15 protein-coding genes are annotated in these 14,486 nt (G+C 69.4%); 11 read left to right on the top strand and 4 right to left on the bottom strand.

Features of this window, described 5'->3' with window-relative positions; translation table 11 throughout:
- The first annotated feature begins 124 nt into the window (after positions 1 to 124).
- From AORI_RS58460 to AORI_RS58440, 5 genes are all read left to right on the top strand, one after another.
- Positions 125 to 559, top strand: a complete 435-nt coding sequence (locus tag AORI_RS58460) for a cupin domain-containing protein (RefSeq protein WP_016333850.1) — start codon at positions 125 to 127, stop codon at positions 557 to 559.
- Positions 560 to 576: 17 nt separating this feature from the next.
- The gene (locus tag AORI_RS58455; protein WP_016333849.1) at positions 577 to 2,148 is read left to right on the top strand and encodes a tannase/feruloyl esterase family alpha/beta hydrolase; all 1,572 of its coding nucleotides are present in this window, start codon (positions 577 to 579) and stop codon (positions 2,146 to 2,148) included.
- Positions 2,149 to 2,489: 341 nt separating this feature from the next.
- Positions 2,490 to 3,836, top strand: coding sequence for an alpha-lytic protease prodomain-containing protein (locus AORI_RS58450; protein WP_043848088.1), 1,347 nt, complete (start codon positions 2,490 to 2,492; stop codon positions 3,834 to 3,836).
- The gene (locus tag AORI_RS58445; RefSeq protein ID WP_123798420.1) at positions 3,821 to 4,462 is read left to right on the top strand and encodes a sigma-70 family RNA polymerase sigma factor; all 642 of its coding nucleotides are present in this window, start codon (positions 3,821 to 3,823) and stop codon (positions 4,460 to 4,462) included. The genes AORI_RS58450 and AORI_RS58445 overlap by 16 nt, the downstream gene beginning before the upstream one ends.
- Entirely contained in the window at positions 4,459 to 5,460 is a 1,002-nt protein-coding gene (locus tag AORI_RS58440; RefSeq protein ID WP_016333846.1) for a LysR family transcriptional regulator, read from the top strand. The genes AORI_RS58445 and AORI_RS58440 overlap by 4 nt, the downstream gene beginning before the upstream one ends.
- Here AORI_RS58440 and AORI_RS58435 read toward each other — a convergent pair.
- Positions 5,457 to 5,702, bottom strand: coding sequence for a hypothetical protein (locus AORI_RS58435; protein ID WP_016333845.1), 246 nt, complete (start codon positions 5,700 to 5,702; stop codon positions 5,457 to 5,459). The genes AORI_RS58440 and AORI_RS58435 overlap by 4 nt on opposite strands.
- A 158-nt stretch (positions 5,703 to 5,860) precedes the next feature.
- Between AORI_RS58435 and AORI_RS58430 the strand changes: the two genes are divergently transcribed.
- Together AORI_RS58430 and AORI_RS58425 are read left to right on the top strand one after the other, a co-directional pair.
- Entirely contained in the window at positions 5,861 to 6,337 is a 477-nt protein-coding gene (locus AORI_RS58430; RefSeq protein WP_228688371.1) for a DUF6130 family protein, read from the top strand.
- Positions 6,338 to 6,356: 19 nt separating this feature from the next.
- Positions 6,357 to 7,448, top strand: coding sequence for an aldo/keto reductase (locus AORI_RS58425; protein WP_016333843.1), 1,092 nt, complete (start codon positions 6,357 to 6,359; stop codon positions 7,446 to 7,448).
- Between the two features lie 197 nt (positions 7,449 to 7,645).
- On the opposite strand, the gene AORI_RS58420 is transcribed toward AORI_RS58425, so the two are convergent.
- Entirely contained in the window at positions 7,646 to 8,209 is a 564-nt protein-coding gene (locus AORI_RS58420; protein ID WP_016333842.1) for a CGNR zinc finger domain-containing protein, read from the bottom strand.
- A 76-nt stretch (positions 8,210 to 8,285) separates the two neighbouring features.
- Here AORI_RS58420 and AORI_RS58415 point away from each other — a divergent pair, with 76 nt between their 5' ends.
- Positions 8,286 to 9,425: an epoxide hydrolase family protein gene (locus AORI_RS58415; RefSeq protein WP_016333841.1), complete on the top strand. Its 1,140-nt coding sequence runs from the start codon at positions 8,286 to 8,288 to the stop codon at positions 9,423 to 9,425.
- 22 nt (positions 9,426 to 9,447) lie between these two features.
- On the opposite strand, the gene AORI_RS58410 is transcribed toward AORI_RS58415, so the two are convergent.
- Together AORI_RS58410 and AORI_RS58405 are read right to left on the bottom strand one after the other, a co-directional pair.
- Positions 9,448 to 10,092, bottom strand: a complete 645-nt coding sequence (locus AORI_RS58410; protein ID WP_016333840.1) for an alpha/beta fold hydrolase — start codon at positions 10,090 to 10,092, stop codon at positions 9,448 to 9,450.
- Positions 10,092 to 11,099: a hydroxyacid dehydrogenase gene (locus tag AORI_RS58405; RefSeq protein WP_016333839.1), complete on the bottom strand. Its 1,008-nt coding sequence runs from the start codon at positions 11,097 to 11,099 to the stop codon at positions 10,092 to 10,094. The genes AORI_RS58410 and AORI_RS58405 overlap by 1 nt, the downstream gene beginning before the upstream one ends.
- A gap of 182 nt (positions 11,100 to 11,281) precedes the next feature.
- On the opposite strand from AORI_RS58405, the gene AORI_RS58400 reads away from it, so the two are divergent.
- The 3 genes from AORI_RS58400 to AORI_RS58390 are packed head-to-tail and all read left to right on the top strand — an operon-like array spanning position 11,282 to position 14,426.
- Positions 11,282 to 12,610, top strand: a complete 1,329-nt coding sequence (locus AORI_RS58400) for a sugar ABC transporter substrate-binding protein (protein WP_016333838.1) — start codon at positions 11,282 to 11,284, stop codon at positions 12,608 to 12,610.
- Positions 12,607 to 13,563, top strand: a complete 957-nt coding sequence (locus AORI_RS58395; RefSeq protein WP_016333837.1) for a carbohydrate ABC transporter permease — start codon at positions 12,607 to 12,609, stop codon at positions 13,561 to 13,563. The genes AORI_RS58400 and AORI_RS58395 overlap by 4 nt, the downstream gene beginning before the upstream one ends.
- Entirely contained in the window at positions 13,560 to 14,426 is an 867-nt protein-coding gene (locus AORI_RS58390; protein WP_016333836.1) for a carbohydrate ABC transporter permease, read from the top strand. The genes AORI_RS58395 and AORI_RS58390 overlap by 4 nt, the downstream gene beginning before the upstream one ends.
- The last annotated feature ends 60 nt before the right edge of the window (positions 14,427 to 14,486 follow it).

Below are 14,486 nucleotides of genomic sequence, written 5' to 3'. Positions count from 1 at the left end.
CATTCCTCCTGTCGGCCATGGGCGGCCGCACCTTCGACGATACCCAAACGGTCCGGTTAGGACCGGCGGCGCCGTCCACAGGATGTAGACGGCCTGTCAACACGATCGGCCTAGCTTCGGTCGCATGCACCAGGCTTCCCGGCTCACCCTCGCCCTCGCGCTCACCGGCCTGGCCGTCGGGCTGGCTCCCGCGACCGCGAACGCCACCCCCGGACGCGGTGTCAGCGCCGTGACGCTCTTCGACCACGTGGTCGGCGGCACCCAGTACGTGCTGAAGGAGATCACGCTGGCACCCGGCGGCAGCACCGGCTGGCATTTCCACCCCGGCGTGGTCAGCGGTGTGGTCGAACGCGGCGTCCTGAGCCACCACGACGCGACCTGCGCCAGCGATGGCGTCTACCACGCCGGGCAGGCGATCACCGAAGCGAGCGGACCCGGTTACGTCCACATCGGACGCAACCTCGGGACCGAGCCGGTCGTGCTCGAGGTGCTCTACCGGGTGCCCGTGGGTCAGGAGCCGGCCGTCGACGTGCCCAACCCCGGCTGTTCGTTCGACTGAATCCCTGAAGGAAAGTGATGAGACGCAAGAAGCTGTTCCTCGCGGCGGCACCGCTGGCCGCCCTGCTGCCGCTGGTGCTGACCTCGGTCACCCAGACGGCGCCCGCCCAAGCGGCGGCGACGTCGTGCGCGGCGGTCCCCGTTTCGGCGCCGGACGGGGCGCGGATCGAGTCCGTCCAGGCGGAGCACAAGCCCGGCGGCACCGTCACGTTCCCGCCCACCCCGTTCACGCCTCCCGCCACGATCACCGACGTGCCCGCGTACTGCGAGATCACCGTCACCCTGACCCACGGCACGGCGGGCGATCACGTCAAGGTGGCCGTCACCCTGCCCCGGACCGGGTGGACCGGCAGGCTTCAGGCGATCGGCGGCAGCGCGTACACCGCCGGTGACTTCGGCGCCCCGCTCGTCCAGGCGGTCAAGGACGGTTTCAGCGGCGTCACCACCGACGCCGGCGTCCCCCTGACCTTCCTCGACACCTCGTGGGCGCTCACTCCCCGGGGCGAAATCGACAAACCCCTCGTGACCAACTTCGCCACTCGGTCCGTGCACGAGGCCGCCCTCGTCGGAAAGGACGTGACGCAGAAGTTCTACCAGCGGGAAGTCGCCTACTCGTACTGGAACGGCTGCTCGACCGGCGGTCGTCAGGGCTACTCCGAAGCGCAGCGGTATCCGGGCGACTTCGACGGTGTCCTGGCGAACGCGCCGGCCGTGCACTGGGCGGAGTTCGCGGTCGCGACGCTCTGGCCGCGGGTCGTGATGAACCAGGAGAAGACCTTCCCGGCGACCTGCGTCTTCACCGCCTTCCAGCAGGCCGCGATCAAGGCCTGCGACGGCCGGGACGGCGTCACGAACGGCATCGTCGACCGGCCCGACGAGTGCGGTTACGATCCCCGGTCGCTCATCGGCACGAAGGTACTCTGCGACGGCAAGGAGGTCACCGTCACCTCGGCGGACGCCGAGGTCGTCCGCAAGATCTGGGCCGGGCCTGCCGACGAACACGGGCGACGGCTCTGGGCGGGCCTGCCCAAGGGAGCGGATTTCGGCCCGGTGACGACGGCTCCCGGCTTCCCGGTCGCGGTGGGCTGGGTGCAGACGTTCCTGAAGAAGCAGCCCGGATTCGACACCGAGAAGCTCACCTATCGCCAATTCGCCGACCTGTTCCGCCAGTCGGTGCGGGAATACGACGACGTCATCGGGACCTCCGACCCGGATCTGTCGGACTTCCGCCGGGCGGGCGGCAAGCTGATCACCTTCGTCGGCACCGACGACCAGCTGATCCCGCCGGGCGGCACGCTCCGGTACCGCCACGAGGTGGAGCGCGAACTGGGCGGCTCGAAACGGGTCAACGACTTCTACCGGCTGTTCCTCGCCCCCGGTGTCGCGCATTGCGGCGGCGGCGCGGGCGCCACGCCGACGAACGCGCTGGGCGCACTCGTCGACTGGGTCGAACACGGCAAGGCGCCGGCGACCCTGCCCGCGGCGAACGGCGGCAAGACCCGCGATCTTTGCCCGTATCCGCAGGTTTCGCGATACCGCGGCCACGGTGATCCCGCGGTGGCGTCGAGCTACCGCTGCACCGGTCACTGAGGTTCACCGAGCCAGTGCCCGTCGTGCCGGCGCCCCCTCCGGTACGACGGGCACTTCCCCACTCTGTGAGAAGTCCTGGCGTTCCCCCTCGAAAGTACGGTATTGACGACAGTGGACACCGCGATCGACCCTCTCGCGCGGCTGTGCACCACTTCTTCCGGCGACGGCTGAACCGTTGCACCGCAACGGAATCACCGGGCGGATCAGCACGGAACACCGCCATACCGCCCCGCGTCACGGCCGGGCGATATGACCCAAATGGTATGTACCAGTCGAGTGACGCGCCTCGTACGGTCGGGGACGAATCCCCCTCCCCCGCCCGTTTCGAGGAAAGCGTTGAAATGAACAGAAAGATCTTAGCCGCGACTGCCGCGGCCATAACCGGGGCAGGCTTGGTCACCGCCATCGCCCTGACCCCCAGTGCGAGCGCCGGTCAACAAGCCACCGCCGGCGACCAGGTCCAGTCCGAAATGCTGGCCGCGATGGCCCGCGACCTGAAGATCAGCCCCGACCAGGCCAAGCTCCGGCTCGCCAGCGAACAGCGCGCCGCGGTCGCCGACAACACGCTGAAGAAGCAGCTCGGCATGTCGTACGCCGGATCGTGGCTGGACGGCAGCGGGACCACGCTGACCGTGGCGGTCACCGACGCCGCGGTGGGCGACCTGGTGCGCGCCGCGGGCGCGACCCCGAAGACCGTCGCCCGCAGCGCCGCCGACCTCGACTCGGCGAAGCTTCGGCTGGACGCCAAGGCCACCAAGGCGCCGAAGACCGTGCCCGGCTGGTTCACCGACGTCACCACCAACTCGATCGTCGTCCTGGCCAACGCCGGTGGCGAAGCCGCCGCTAAGTCGTGGGCGACCGCCTCGGGCGTGCCTGCCGACGTGGTCCGCGTCGAGACCAGCACCGAACAGCCTCGTCCGCTGATCGACATCATCGGCGGCAACGCCTACACCTTCGGCTCGGGCCGCTGCTCCATCGGTTTCGCGGTCGACGGCGGCTTCGTGACCGCCGGTCACTGCGGCACCACCGGCACCCGCACCTCGAACCCGAGCGGCACCGTCGCCGGCTCCAGCTTCCCCGGCAACGACTACGCGTGGGTCCGCGCCGACGCGGGCAACACCCCGCGTCCGCTGGTGAACCGCTACCCCGGCACCGTGCCGGTCGCCGGTTCGACCGAGGCGCCGGTCAACTCGTCGGTGTGCCGCTCCGGCTCCACCACCGGCTGGCGCTGCGGCACCATCCTGCAGAAGAACACCTCGGTCACCTACCCCGAGGGCACCATCACCGGCCTGACCCGGACCAACGCCTGCGCCGAGCCCGGCGACTCCGGCGGTTCGTGGCTCACCGGCGACCAGGCGCAGGGCGTCACCTCCGGCGGCTCCGGCAACTGCACCTCCGGCGGCACCATCTACTTCCAGCCGATCTCGGAGATCCTGAGCGTCTACAACCTCCGCCTGACGGTCAGCGGGAACCCGCCGTCCAGCACCACCACGACACCCACCACCCCGACCTCGCCGACCAGCCCGACGACGTCGAACCCGCCGGGCGGCACCTGGGCGCCGTACACGTACTACGGCTCCGGCGCGACCGCCTCCTACGGCGGCAGCAACTACCGGGTCATCCAGCCGCACACCTCCATGCCCGGCTGGGAACCGCCGAACGTGCCCGCGCTTTGGGAACTCGCCTGACCTGGACCGCCCCCGGCGACCCGACCTCGCCGGGGGCGGCTCCTCCTCTTGACGACGGCGCGCGGGCGGCGGATCTCGAATCCCTCGTCCCCCGCGCCCGCCGTGGTGACCCCGCGGCGACGAACGAGCTGATGAGCATCGTCCAGCCGGTGGTCGCGGACTACTGCCGGAGCAGGATGGACGGAACGGACGCGCGGGTGATCGCCGCGGAGGACGTCGCGCAGGAGACCTGCCTCGCCGTACTCACCGCACTGCCCACCGCGAAGACCACCGGCGGCTCCTTCCTCGCCGCCGTCCTCGGGATCGCCGCCCGGAAGGTCGCCGCTGCCTTCCGGAGGCGAGCCCGGGACAGGTCGGAACCCACGCCCGATCCGCCCGAACGCGCGACGCCGGAGACCGACGAACCCGAGCGGCTGGCCCTCGCCGCCGACGGGCACGACCGGTTGACGCGGCTGATGAGCACCCTTCCCGGTCTCCAGCAGGAGATCCTCCGGTTGCGGATCACGGTGGGGATGACGGCGCCCGAAACGGGAGCGGTCCTGCGGGTGAGCCCCGGTCTGGTCCGGGTCGCCCAGCATCGCGCCCTGCAGAAACTCCGCACGATCATCAGCGAGGACGACCTGTGATCAGCCCCCTCATCGGTCCCGGGGACGGCCACACCTGGCCGATGGACATCGACGTCCGGCATCTGCGGCTCCTCGACGCGATCGCGTCGGCGGGCAGTATCGCGAAGGCCGCGACCGCGCTCGGGCTCTCCCAGCCCGCGCTGAGCGCGCAGCTCCACCGGGTCGAACGGGCACTGCAACGGACGGTGTTCGAACGCGACCGGAACGGCGTGCGGCCCACCGCGCTGGGCGAGGTGCTGCTGAACCACGCGCGGCGCGTCCTGGCCGCGGCGGACGATCTCGAACTGGCCGTCCGCCGGTTCCACACCGCGCCCGACGAGGGGCTGCTCCGGATCGGCGCGCTCCCGACGGTCTTCGCCGAGACGTTGAGCGGCGTGGTCGCCGCGGCCGCCCCCGGCCGTCCGGTCGAACTGCTCGCGGTGACCAGCCGGACGGCGCTGTTCTCGGCGCTTCTCGACGGCACGGTCGAATTGGCGCTGTACGTGGACCACCCGGGGCAGGAAATCCTTGCGCCCGCCGGTGTCCACCTGCTTCCCGTCGGGACGGAGCCGGTGTTCGTGACCGTGTCCCCGGAGCATCCCCTCGCCGGACGCGGTGAGGTTTCGCTGGCGGAGCTCGACGGCTCGACCTGGCTCACCGCGGCGGGCGGAGACGACGAGTTCCGCGATCACCTGGCCGATCAGTGCGCCCGGGCCGGGCTCGGCGCGATCACCGTGCGGAAACTGGAACCGACGGTGCTGCGGCAGGCCGTCCGGCGCGATCCCCGCGCGGTGGCGCCCGCCCAGTCCCTCGATTCCGGTTCCACGATGCCCGGCCCGGTGGTCGCCCTGCGGGGTGTGCCGCTGCGGACGCGGCATCTCCTGCTGTGGCGCGACGGCTCACCGGTCGACGTCCCGGCCGTCCGAAGTGGACTGGTGCACGCGATCACCGAGCTGGCCGCGATCCGGCACCGCCTTCCCGAGTGGGCGGCGGCGAATCCCGGCTGGCTCGGGACCTAGCGCTGGATGCAGTCGAGGCCGAGCCCGAACGCTGTGAGCACGTACTGGCAGATGTGCGTCGCGTGCACTTCGTCGGTTTCCAGGCAGCCCACCGGAGTGCCCAGCAGGTCCACCGCGCACGACGCGTAGAACTGATTGGGGCTGCCGGGCACCGGATCCGCGGCGGCGGGTGAGGCGGTAACGGCGCCCGCGGAGACCAAGAACGTGACCGCGGCCGCCACTGCGGCGATTCGAGACTTCATCGTTCTCTCCTTTTCTTCCCCTGGCGGGTCGCTGTCCCGCGTATTCCCCGGATCCCACCGGTTCACTTGTCGATCACCGGAAAGTGTCACGGGTGACGTACACCGATGACGTCGTCCGACGGGCGCCGCGGCCCCCTGCGCCGACCTAGCGTGAATTCATGCCCGCACTAGGCAAACTCGCCCTCACCGCCGCCGTTCTGCTCACCGCCGCCTGCAGTGCTCCCCCGCCCGCCCCGGCGGCACCCGCACCCCCTGGCGCGGCCGCCGCCGGATGGTCGCCCGCCCCCGTCGTGCCGCTTCCGTCGCAACCGCCGCCTTCGCTGGTCGTGGACGCGCCCTTGCCCGAACAGCTGGCGATGGGTCTGGTCGTGTTGCGGTACCGGGCGGAAAACCTCCGGATCGTCCCGGTCTACGGCCCGGCCGCCCTGGACGTGTCGCCGCGGATCGGCCACATCCACGTGACCGTCGACGACGCGGCGTGGCACTGGGCGGACGGCAGCGGGGAGCCGCTGATCATCCAGTCACTGCCGGCGGGACCGCACAAGGTGTGGATCGGTCTCGCCGATCCGACGCACAAGATCCTCGACGAGAAGACGGTGAACTTCGTCGTTCCCGTCCACAGTGGACACCACTGAGAAATCCTGGAGACCCTCGATGACATTGGATCAGTACTACCTGCTCGGCCGTTCCGGGCTGCGCGTCAGCCGGATCGCGCTCGGCACGATGAACTTCGGCACCGGCGGTTTCCACGCCGCCTACGGCAAAACCGAAAACGAGGTCCGCCCGATCTTCCGCAAGTACCTCGACGCGGGCGGGAATTTCATCGACACCGCGGACTTCTACACCGCGGGCGAAAGCGAGACCATCCTCGGCCGCCTCATCGCCGAGGCGAAGGTGCGCGACCGGGTCGTGCTCACCACCAAGTACACCAACAGTGTCGACCCCGGCGACCCGAACGCCGGCGGCAACGGCCGCAAGCATCTGATCCGGGCGCTCGAAGCATCGCTGCGGCGGCTGGGCACCGACCACGTCGACCTGTTCCTGCTGCACACCTGGGATCGCGTCACGCCGGTCGAAGAGGTGATGCGCACGTTCGACGATCTGGTGCGCGCGGGAAAGATCCGCTACGCCGGGCTTTCCGACGTGCCCGCTTGGTACGCCGCGCGAGCGCAGAGCTTCGCCGAGGCGAACGCGCTGACCCCGGTCGTCAATCTCCAGCTTCCCTACTCGCTCGTGGAGCGGACCATCGAGACCGAGCATGTGCCGATGGGGCGGCATCTCGGGCTCGGCGTCACCGCGTGGAGCCCGCTGGCGGGCGGATTCCTCACCGGCAAGTACCGGCCGACCGGCGAGACGCCGTCCGGCGAAGGCAGGCTGAGCGATCCGGGGAGCGCAGGGAAGTCGTGGACGGACCGGGATTGGGCGTTGCTGAAGCCGCTGGAGAAGGTGGCGGACGAGCTCGGTGTCACGATGGCGCAGGTCGCGATCAACTGGGTCGCGACCCAGCCGGGCGTCGCGGCGGCGATCGTCGGGGCGAGCAGCGCGGACCAGCTGGGCAAGAGCATGGCGGCGCTGGACTTCGAACTGTCGCCGGACCTGCGGGCGCTCCTCGACGAGGCGAGTGCCGTTCCGCCGGAGTCGGTGTACCGGATGTTCACGCCCGAGTACCAGAACTGGGTGATCTCGCCCGGGGTGAAGGTCGGGGACAAACCGGCGGGATACGCGCCTGGGGTGCGGAACTGGTGACTGTGCTCTGCGGGTGGTGGGGTGTTGCCGGTTTTCGGCGACGGGCCGGGATGGTCAGGTCGAGCTCGAGCGAGCTGGTCGCCATTTCGCGGCGATGAACCGGCCGGTCATGTCATGGGCGCCTCGACGACACCGCCACCGGTCCCGCCCGTCGCCGATTTCCGGCAACCGACGAAGCAGCCACCTCGCGAACCCGCTCACGAACTCCCCGACTTCTTCCGATGATTGGCCTGAAACCGCGCCTTCTTCGACCGATTCCCGCACGTGTTCATGTCACACCACCGACGCGTGCGGCTCTGGCTGGTGTCGAAGAAGGCGGCCAGACACGTCGGCGACGCGCACAACGCCATCTTCCCATCCCGTTCGCCCGAGATGATGCTGATCGCGTCGGCGGCGATCACGCTGAGGGCGTCTTCCACGCCGGCGACCCGCCATCGCCGCTCGCCTTCGGGCGTCAGGACGGCCGCGGCCCGCCCCTGAACACTGCGGTCGTTGATGACCTGGACAGCGGCGGCGGGCAGGGCTTCTCGAGTCGCGGTCGCGGTCGCGGCGGCGTGAATCGCTTCCCTCAGTTCGCGTGCGAGGTCGAGCTGGGCCGCGGTGCAGGACTCCACGGCGAGGCCGCTCACCGCCAGCCAGTCCACGAGCCGCTGCGGCGTGGGAATGCGCTCGACGGGCTCACCACGACGCTCCGTCAGAGTCGCCGTGAAGCTGGTCGCCAGCACGCTGCCGAGGCGGAAGTCGGGGAAGCCGGAACGCATGGAACCACCTTAGCCGGTTGCGTCCCGGCGCGGCGAACTGTTAGAACCGTCTTAGCCGGTTCCCACAGGAGGTCACATGACCAGCGAAGTGCAAGCCTTCGAAGCCCACGCGACCGACGCCGAACTCGACGATCTGCGTGCCCGATTGGCCGCGGCGCGGCTACCGGAAGCCGCGACGGTCCCCCGATGGGGGCAGGGCGTTCCTCTCGCCGACCTGATCGAGGTCGTGGAGTACTGGCGCACCGAGTACGACTGGCGGTGGTTCGAAGATCGCCTCGACCGGATCGGGCAGTACCGCACGATCATCGACGGCCTGGGGATCCACTTCCTGCACCGCCGGTCCACCCGCTCGGACGCCACGCCCCTGATCCTGACGCACGGCTGGCCGGGCAGCATCGCCGAGTTCGTCGATGTGGTGGACGAACTGGCGAATCCGGCGGACCCGGATACTCCGGCGTTTCACGTCGTGGTGCCGTCTCTGCCGGGTTTCGGCTACAGCGACAAACCGGCCACCACCGGATGGGGAACCGAAAAGATCGCGGCCGCCTGGGTCGAACTGATGGGCAGGCTCGGCTACGACAGGTTCGCGGCCCATGGCGGCGACTGGGGCGGCAACATCACCACGGTTCTCGCCGGCCGGTTCCCGGAACATGTTCTCGGTATCCACACCACGTTCGCGGAGGGACCGCCCGGCCTGACGACGGAGGGACTCACCCCGGCCGAGCGCGAGTGGACCGAGGAGACCCACGACTTCTGGCACCACCGCGCGGCCTACGCCAAACAGCAGGCGACCCGCCCGCAGACCATCGGCTACTCGCTCGTCGACTCACCGGTCGGGCTGCTCGCCTGGATCCTCGACAAGTTCGCCGAGTGGTCGGACACCGAGGACAGCCCGTTCGAGACGATCTCCCGGGACCGCATCCTCGACGACGTCACCCTGTACTGGCTGACCCGGACCGGCGCGTCCGCGGCCCGCATCTACTACGAGAGCCACAACTCGCTCGATCCCGAGCTCCGCGTGGACGTCCCGTCGGCGATCACCGTCTACCCCCGCGACATCGAGAAGTACCCGCGCCCCTGGGCGCAGAAGCGGTACCGGCGGATCGTCCGATGGAGGTCACCCGAGTCCGGGGGGCATTTCCCCTCCTTGGAGGTTCCCGAGTATTTCGTCAAGGATCTGCAGGAAGGCCTCGCGGCGGTGCGGCAAGCGGTATAGGTCGTTATACGAAACGGGACCGCTAGCCCTGGCCGAGGAACTCCCCCGCCACCGCCGCGAACTCCTCCGGCCTGCTGCCGTGCACCCGATGTCCCGCGTCCTCGATGACCGCCAGACGGCAGTCCGGGATCAGCCCGCACATCCGCTCCAGCGACTCCCTGCCGACATGACTGGACGGCCCGCCGCTGATCAGCAGAGTCTGCGCCGTGATCGCGCCGAGCCGCTCCCACCAGGCAGGGTCGGGCGTGCGGAGTTCGGTCATGATCGGGTCGATCAGCCGCCAGTCGAACGGCAGCGGCGCCGACGGCTCCTGCACGGGGACCCACGGTTCCAACGCCTCGACAGGAGGCGGCGGGGTGTCCTCCACGACCAGCCGCCGCACGCGGCCGGGCAGGCGCTGGGCGAGCAGCACGGCGACCCGGCCGCCCATCGAATGGCCGACCAGGTCCGCTTCGTCCCCGAGGAGTTCGGCCACCCTGTCGGCCATCGCCTCGAGCGAGTAGCTCTCCGCGTGGACACTGTCGCCGTGCCCCGGCAGGTCGACCGCCACGACACGGCGATCCAGGCGAGCGGCGAAATCGTCCCAAGTGCCCGCTTTGCTGCCCAGGGCGTGCAGCAGGACGACGGGCACCCCGCCGGACGGGCCGGTCCCCCGGAAGGCGAGCATCAGGCCCGCAGATGCGCCCGATCCGGCGCGACGGCATGCCGCAGCGGCTCCCCGAGCACGAATCGCCGCAGCTCCGCCGCCACGAGTTCGCCCATCCGCGCGCGCTCGGCGCCCAGCGCGCCTGCCAGATGCGGGGTGAGCACCACGTTCGGCAACGTGTACAGCGGCGAGTCCGGCTCCGGCGGTTCCGGCCAGGTGACGTCGAGGATCGCCGTCAGATCCGGGCGTTCCCGCAGCACCGGGATGACGGACGGTTCGTCGACGACGGCGCCGCGGGCGGTGTTGATCAGGGTCGCGCCGACACCCATCCTGGCCACCAGCTCGCCGTCGACGAGCCCTTCGGTCTCCGGAAGCAACGGCGCGTGCAGGCTGACCACGGGACAGGTGGCGAACAGTTCGTCCAGGCCCACCAGCCGCACGCCGAGGCCGCCGGCGGTCGCCGGGTCGACGACGGGGTCGCTCGCGAGCACTTCGACGTCGAAACCGCGCAAATGCGACGCGACGAGAGCACCGATCTCGCCGAGGCCGAGCAGTCCGACGCGGGACCGGTACGCGCCCGCGACCCGCGGATCCGGCGGATAGGCCCGCCGCTCCCGGATCTCCCGAGAGATGCGGTGCACCTGTTTGAGTCCTAAGAGGACCTGGGCCAGGGTGAACTCGGCGACCGGGACGGCGTTCGCGGCCGCGGCGGACACGATCGGCAACTCCCGCGCCCAGAACTCGGGCGTGGTCAGCGGCCGGACCGAGCCGGCGGCGACGAGCACCGCCCGCAGCTCCCGCGCGTGTCCCAAAAGGACGGAGTCCAGCACCGGGGCACCCCAGCCGGACAGCAGGATTTCGACGCCTTCCAGCGCCGCCGGGTCCTCCGCCAGCCGCTCGCGGGTGAGCGGCTCACGCAGGTCCGCCAGCGTGCCGATCTCCTTCAGCACCGCCTCGGGGTAAACGTCGTCGCGGCGGCGCTCCTCCATCACGAGAAGTGCCGTCGGCCGGTGTCGCAGCTCGGTCATCCCTACCTCCGGCGGCGACCATACATCGGATGCCTGAGCCGGTCCACGCTCGGCGAGTCCCCCGCAGAGGCAAACACGGGCGATTGAAATTCGTAATGATCGGACCATTGACCGGAGACCGGGAAAGCGCTTACCGTCCCCTCCGAGGTAGACAGCGTGGTCCACAGTGAACAGGAGAAGCGATGCGGAAATCGCGGTGGATCGGCGTGGGACTCACTGTCTCAGCGCTGGTCCTTTCGGGCTGCTCGGCAGGCCCCGCCGGAACGAACGTCGCGCAGGACACCAAGGCGCCGTTGGAACTGTGGACCCGGACGACCCCCGGCGGCCCCGGCGAACAGGCCACCAAGCGGCTCGCGGAAGCCTTCGAGAAGGCCACGGGATTCAAGGTGCAGGTCACCGCGATCTTCGACGACTTCGAGACGAAGCTCGCCCAGCGCGCCGCCCAGCGCGACCTGCCGGACATCGTGATGAACGACGTCACCCAGGTCGGCACGCTGAAGAGCCAGGGTCTCGTGCGTGAGATCGAACAGGGCAAGATCAAGCACGCGTCGGAGCTCACCGAGCAGGCGCTGAAGTCCAACCAGACCCCGGACGGCAAGCTGTACGGCCTGCCCTACAGCGCACAGGCGTCGGCGCTGCTGATCCGCAAGGACTGGCGCGAGAAGCTCGGCAAGGGCGTCCCGCAGAGCTGGGCCGAACTGGCGGACCTCGCCAAGGCCTTCACCACCGGCGACCCCGACGGCAACGGCAAGGCCGACACCGCCGGCCTGAACGCGACGCTGTCGACCAAGCGGGGCTACGCCTCCTGGTACTTCTCGAACTTCCTGTGGGCCGCGGGCGGCGACTTCATCACCGAAGCCGGTGGCGGCAAGTACAAGCCCGCGATGAGCACGCCCGAATCCGTGGCCGCGGTGCATTGGTTCCGCGACCTCGGCTGCAAGGACAACGTGATCCAGCCCGGTTCGGTCACCATGCCGACCCCCGCGACCAACGAGACCTTCGAAGCGGGCAAGGCCGGGATGTACGTCGTCGGCCCGTACCTGCTGCCGCGCTTCGACAAGTCGCTCGGCAAGGACAAGTACGAGGTCGTCCCGATGCCGAAGGGCGCCAAGAACGCCGACGTCCTCGCCGAGGGCCTGTCGATCTTCATGATGGCCGGTTCGCCGAACCAGGCAGGCCAGGACGCCTTCGGTGACTTCGCGATCTCGGCCGACGGCCAGAAGATCGGCATGGAGGGCGAGTCTGCCTTCATCGTACAGCTCCCGGTGAACAAGAACGTCGACATCACCCAGGTCCGCTCCGACCCTCGTTGGAAGACCTACGCCGAGATCTACGCCAAGTCCGGCCACTACGCGCCGTCCATCCCGAACTGGACGCCCGTCCGCCAGGACACCGCCGACACGATCAGCGCGCTCGTCGCCGACTGCAAGCTCGATCTCAAGGCCGAACTGTCCAAACTCGACACCAAGCTCACCGCGACCTTGCAGCAACAGGGGATCAGCGCCTCATGACCGTAGATCACGCCAAGCCGGCGGCCGTCGGCGCGGACCGTCCCGCCGTGCAGCGGACGCCCGCGCCGAAGGCCCGCAGGCGCAGCGACCGCGACGGGAAGTGGTGGACGCCGTGGCTGTTCCTGGCCCCCGCCCTCATCCTGTTCGTGTACTTCAAGTTCATCCCGATGATCACCGCGGTGACGATGTCCTTCCAGGACGTCCAGCCGTATCTGGGCAACCAGTGGGTCGGCGGGCAGAACTACAGCACCGTCCTCGGTGACGAGGCGTTCCACTCCGCGATCTGGCACACGGTCGTGATCGCGGTCGGGCAGACCGCGGGGTCGATGATCCTCGGCCTCGCGCTCGCCCTGCTGATGGAGGGCCAGAGCAAGCGGCTGAAGTTCCTGCGGTCGGCGGCGTTCCTGCCGGTGGTCGTGCCGATCGCGGTGGTCGCCGAACTTTGGCGCATCATGTACCACCCGACCGAGGACGGGATGCTGAACTCCATCCTCGGCCTGGTCGGGCTGGGCCCGTCGGGCTTCATCAACGATCCCGACACGTCGATGATCTCGGTGATCATCACCGGGATCTGGCGCGGCGCCCCGTACGATATGATGATCTTCCTCGCCGGTTTGGCCGGTATCGACCGCGGCCTCTACGAAGCGGCCACTGTGGACGGTGCCTCCCGCTGGCGGAAGATCCTCCACGTGACGCTGCCCGGCCTGCGGTCGGTGTTCTCGATCCTGTTCGTCCTCGCGGCGATCCGCGGCCTGCGGGTGTTCACCGAGGTGTTCCTGCTGACCAACGGCGGGCCGAACGGCTCGACCGAGGTGGCGATGACCCTGATCTACAAACTCGGCCTGGAACAGAACCGGCTGGGCGTCGGCGCGGCGGGCGCGGTCCTGCTGTTCCTCGCGACGCTCGTGCTCACCCTGTTCGTCCAGGTGCTCCGACGGAGGCGAGACGCATGACCGCGGCCAACGATTCGGCGCTCGGCCTCGACGCCGTCAAATCACCGGGCGGACGGATCCTGAAGTTCGTCCTGTACGCCCTGCTGCTCCTGGTGTTCGCCGGGCCACTGCTGGCGCTGCTGGTCAGCGCGTTCAACGACGTCTCCGACCCGACGGCGCTGAGTGTCATCCCGTCGAGCCCCACCCTGGAGAACTTCGGCATCGCGTTCGACCAGGGCGTCGGGATGTACCTGCTCAACTCGTTCCTGGTGGTCGGCTTCGGTCTCCTGCTGCAGGTCGTCGTCTCGGTGCTGGCCGGCTACGCGTTGGCGCGCAAGAAGTTCCGGTTCATGACCTTCGTGCTGGTCGCGATCCTGGCGACGCTGATGCTGCCGGAGGAGATCCTCGCGATCCCCCTCTCGCTGATCCTCTCGGATCTGCCCGTGGTGCACCTCAATCTGATCGGCAGCCTCGCCGGCATGATCGTGCCGCTGGGCGCGTGGGCGTTCTCGATCCTGGTGATGACCGAGTTCATGAAGGACGTCCCCCGCGAACTCGAAGAAGCCGCGCGGATCGACGGGGCCGGTGATCTGCGGATCTTCGCGCAGATCATCCTGCCGATGTGCAAGCCCGCCCTCGGCGTGATCGGTGTCTTCGGCTTCACGATGATCTGGGACCAGTATCTGCTGCCGTTGCTGGTGTCGACAGACGCTTCGACCTACACCCTTCCGCTGGCTCTGCGGACACTGCGGATCGACCCGACCGTCACCCCCGGCGTGATCATGGCCGCGTCACTGCTGGCGCTGCTCCCTTCGGTCGCCGCGTTCCTGTTCTTCCAGCGTTCGTTCGTCCGCGGCCTCGCCTCGGGCGCGCTCAAGGGCTGACCCACCATCTCAGCGCCCTGCCGAGGTTCGATCGCGGTCGCGGGTTCACCAATGACAAAC

Origin of the sequence: Amycolatopsis keratiniphila (assembly GCF_000400635.2) — a bacterium.
Lineage (GTDB): Bacteria > Actinomycetota > Actinomycetes > Mycobacteriales > Pseudonocardiaceae > Amycolatopsis > Amycolatopsis keratiniphila.
Note: the sequence above shows the minus strand (reverse complement) of the source record. Positions and strands in the feature narration are given on the sequence as shown.

Coding starts and splice junctions, on each gene's coding strand:
- AORI_RS58460 (WP_016333850.1), top strand. CDS start 125: ATGCACCAGGCTTCCCGGCTCACCCTCGCCCTCGCGCTCACCGGCCTG.
- AORI_RS58415 (WP_016333841.1), top strand. CDS start 8,286: ATGACCAGCGAAGTGCAAGCCTTCGAAGCCCACGCGACCGACGCCGAA.
- AORI_RS58455 (WP_016333849.1), top strand. CDS start 577: ATGAGACGCAAGAAGCTGTTCCTCGCGGCGGCACCGCTGGCCGCCCTG.
- AORI_RS58450 (WP_043848088.1), top strand. CDS start 2,490: ATGAACAGAAAGATCTTAGCCGCGACTGCCGCGGCCATAACCGGGGCA.
- AORI_RS58410 (WP_016333840.1), bottom strand. CDS start 10,092: ATGCTCGCCTTCCGGGGGACCGGCCCGTCCGGCGGGGTGCCCGTCGTC.
- AORI_RS58430 (WP_228688371.1), top strand. CDS start 5,861: ATGCCCGCACTAGGCAAACTCGCCCTCACCGCCGCCGTTCTGCTCACC.
- AORI_RS58395 (WP_016333837.1), top strand. CDS start 12,607: ATGACCGTAGATCACGCCAAGCCGGCGGCCGTCGGCGCGGACCGTCCC.
- AORI_RS58435 (WP_016333845.1), bottom strand. CDS start 5,702: ATGAAGTCTCGAATCGCCGCAGTGGCGGCCGCGGTCACGTTCTTGGTC.
- AORI_RS58400 (WP_016333838.1), top strand. CDS start 11,282: ATGCGGAAATCGCGGTGGATCGGCGTGGGACTCACTGTCTCAGCGCTG.
- AORI_RS58390 (WP_016333836.1), top strand. CDS start 13,560: ATGACCGCGGCCAACGATTCGGCGCTCGGCCTCGACGCCGTCAAATCA.
- AORI_RS58405 (WP_016333839.1), bottom strand. CDS start 11,099: ATGACCGAGCTGCGACACCGGCCGACGGCACTTCTCGTGATGGAGGAG.
- AORI_RS58425 (WP_016333843.1), top strand. CDS start 6,357: ATGACATTGGATCAGTACTACCTGCTCGGCCGTTCCGGGCTGCGCGTC.
- AORI_RS58420 (WP_016333842.1), bottom strand. CDS start 8,209: ATGCGTTCCGGCTTCCCCGACTTCCGCCTCGGCAGCGTGCTGGCGACC.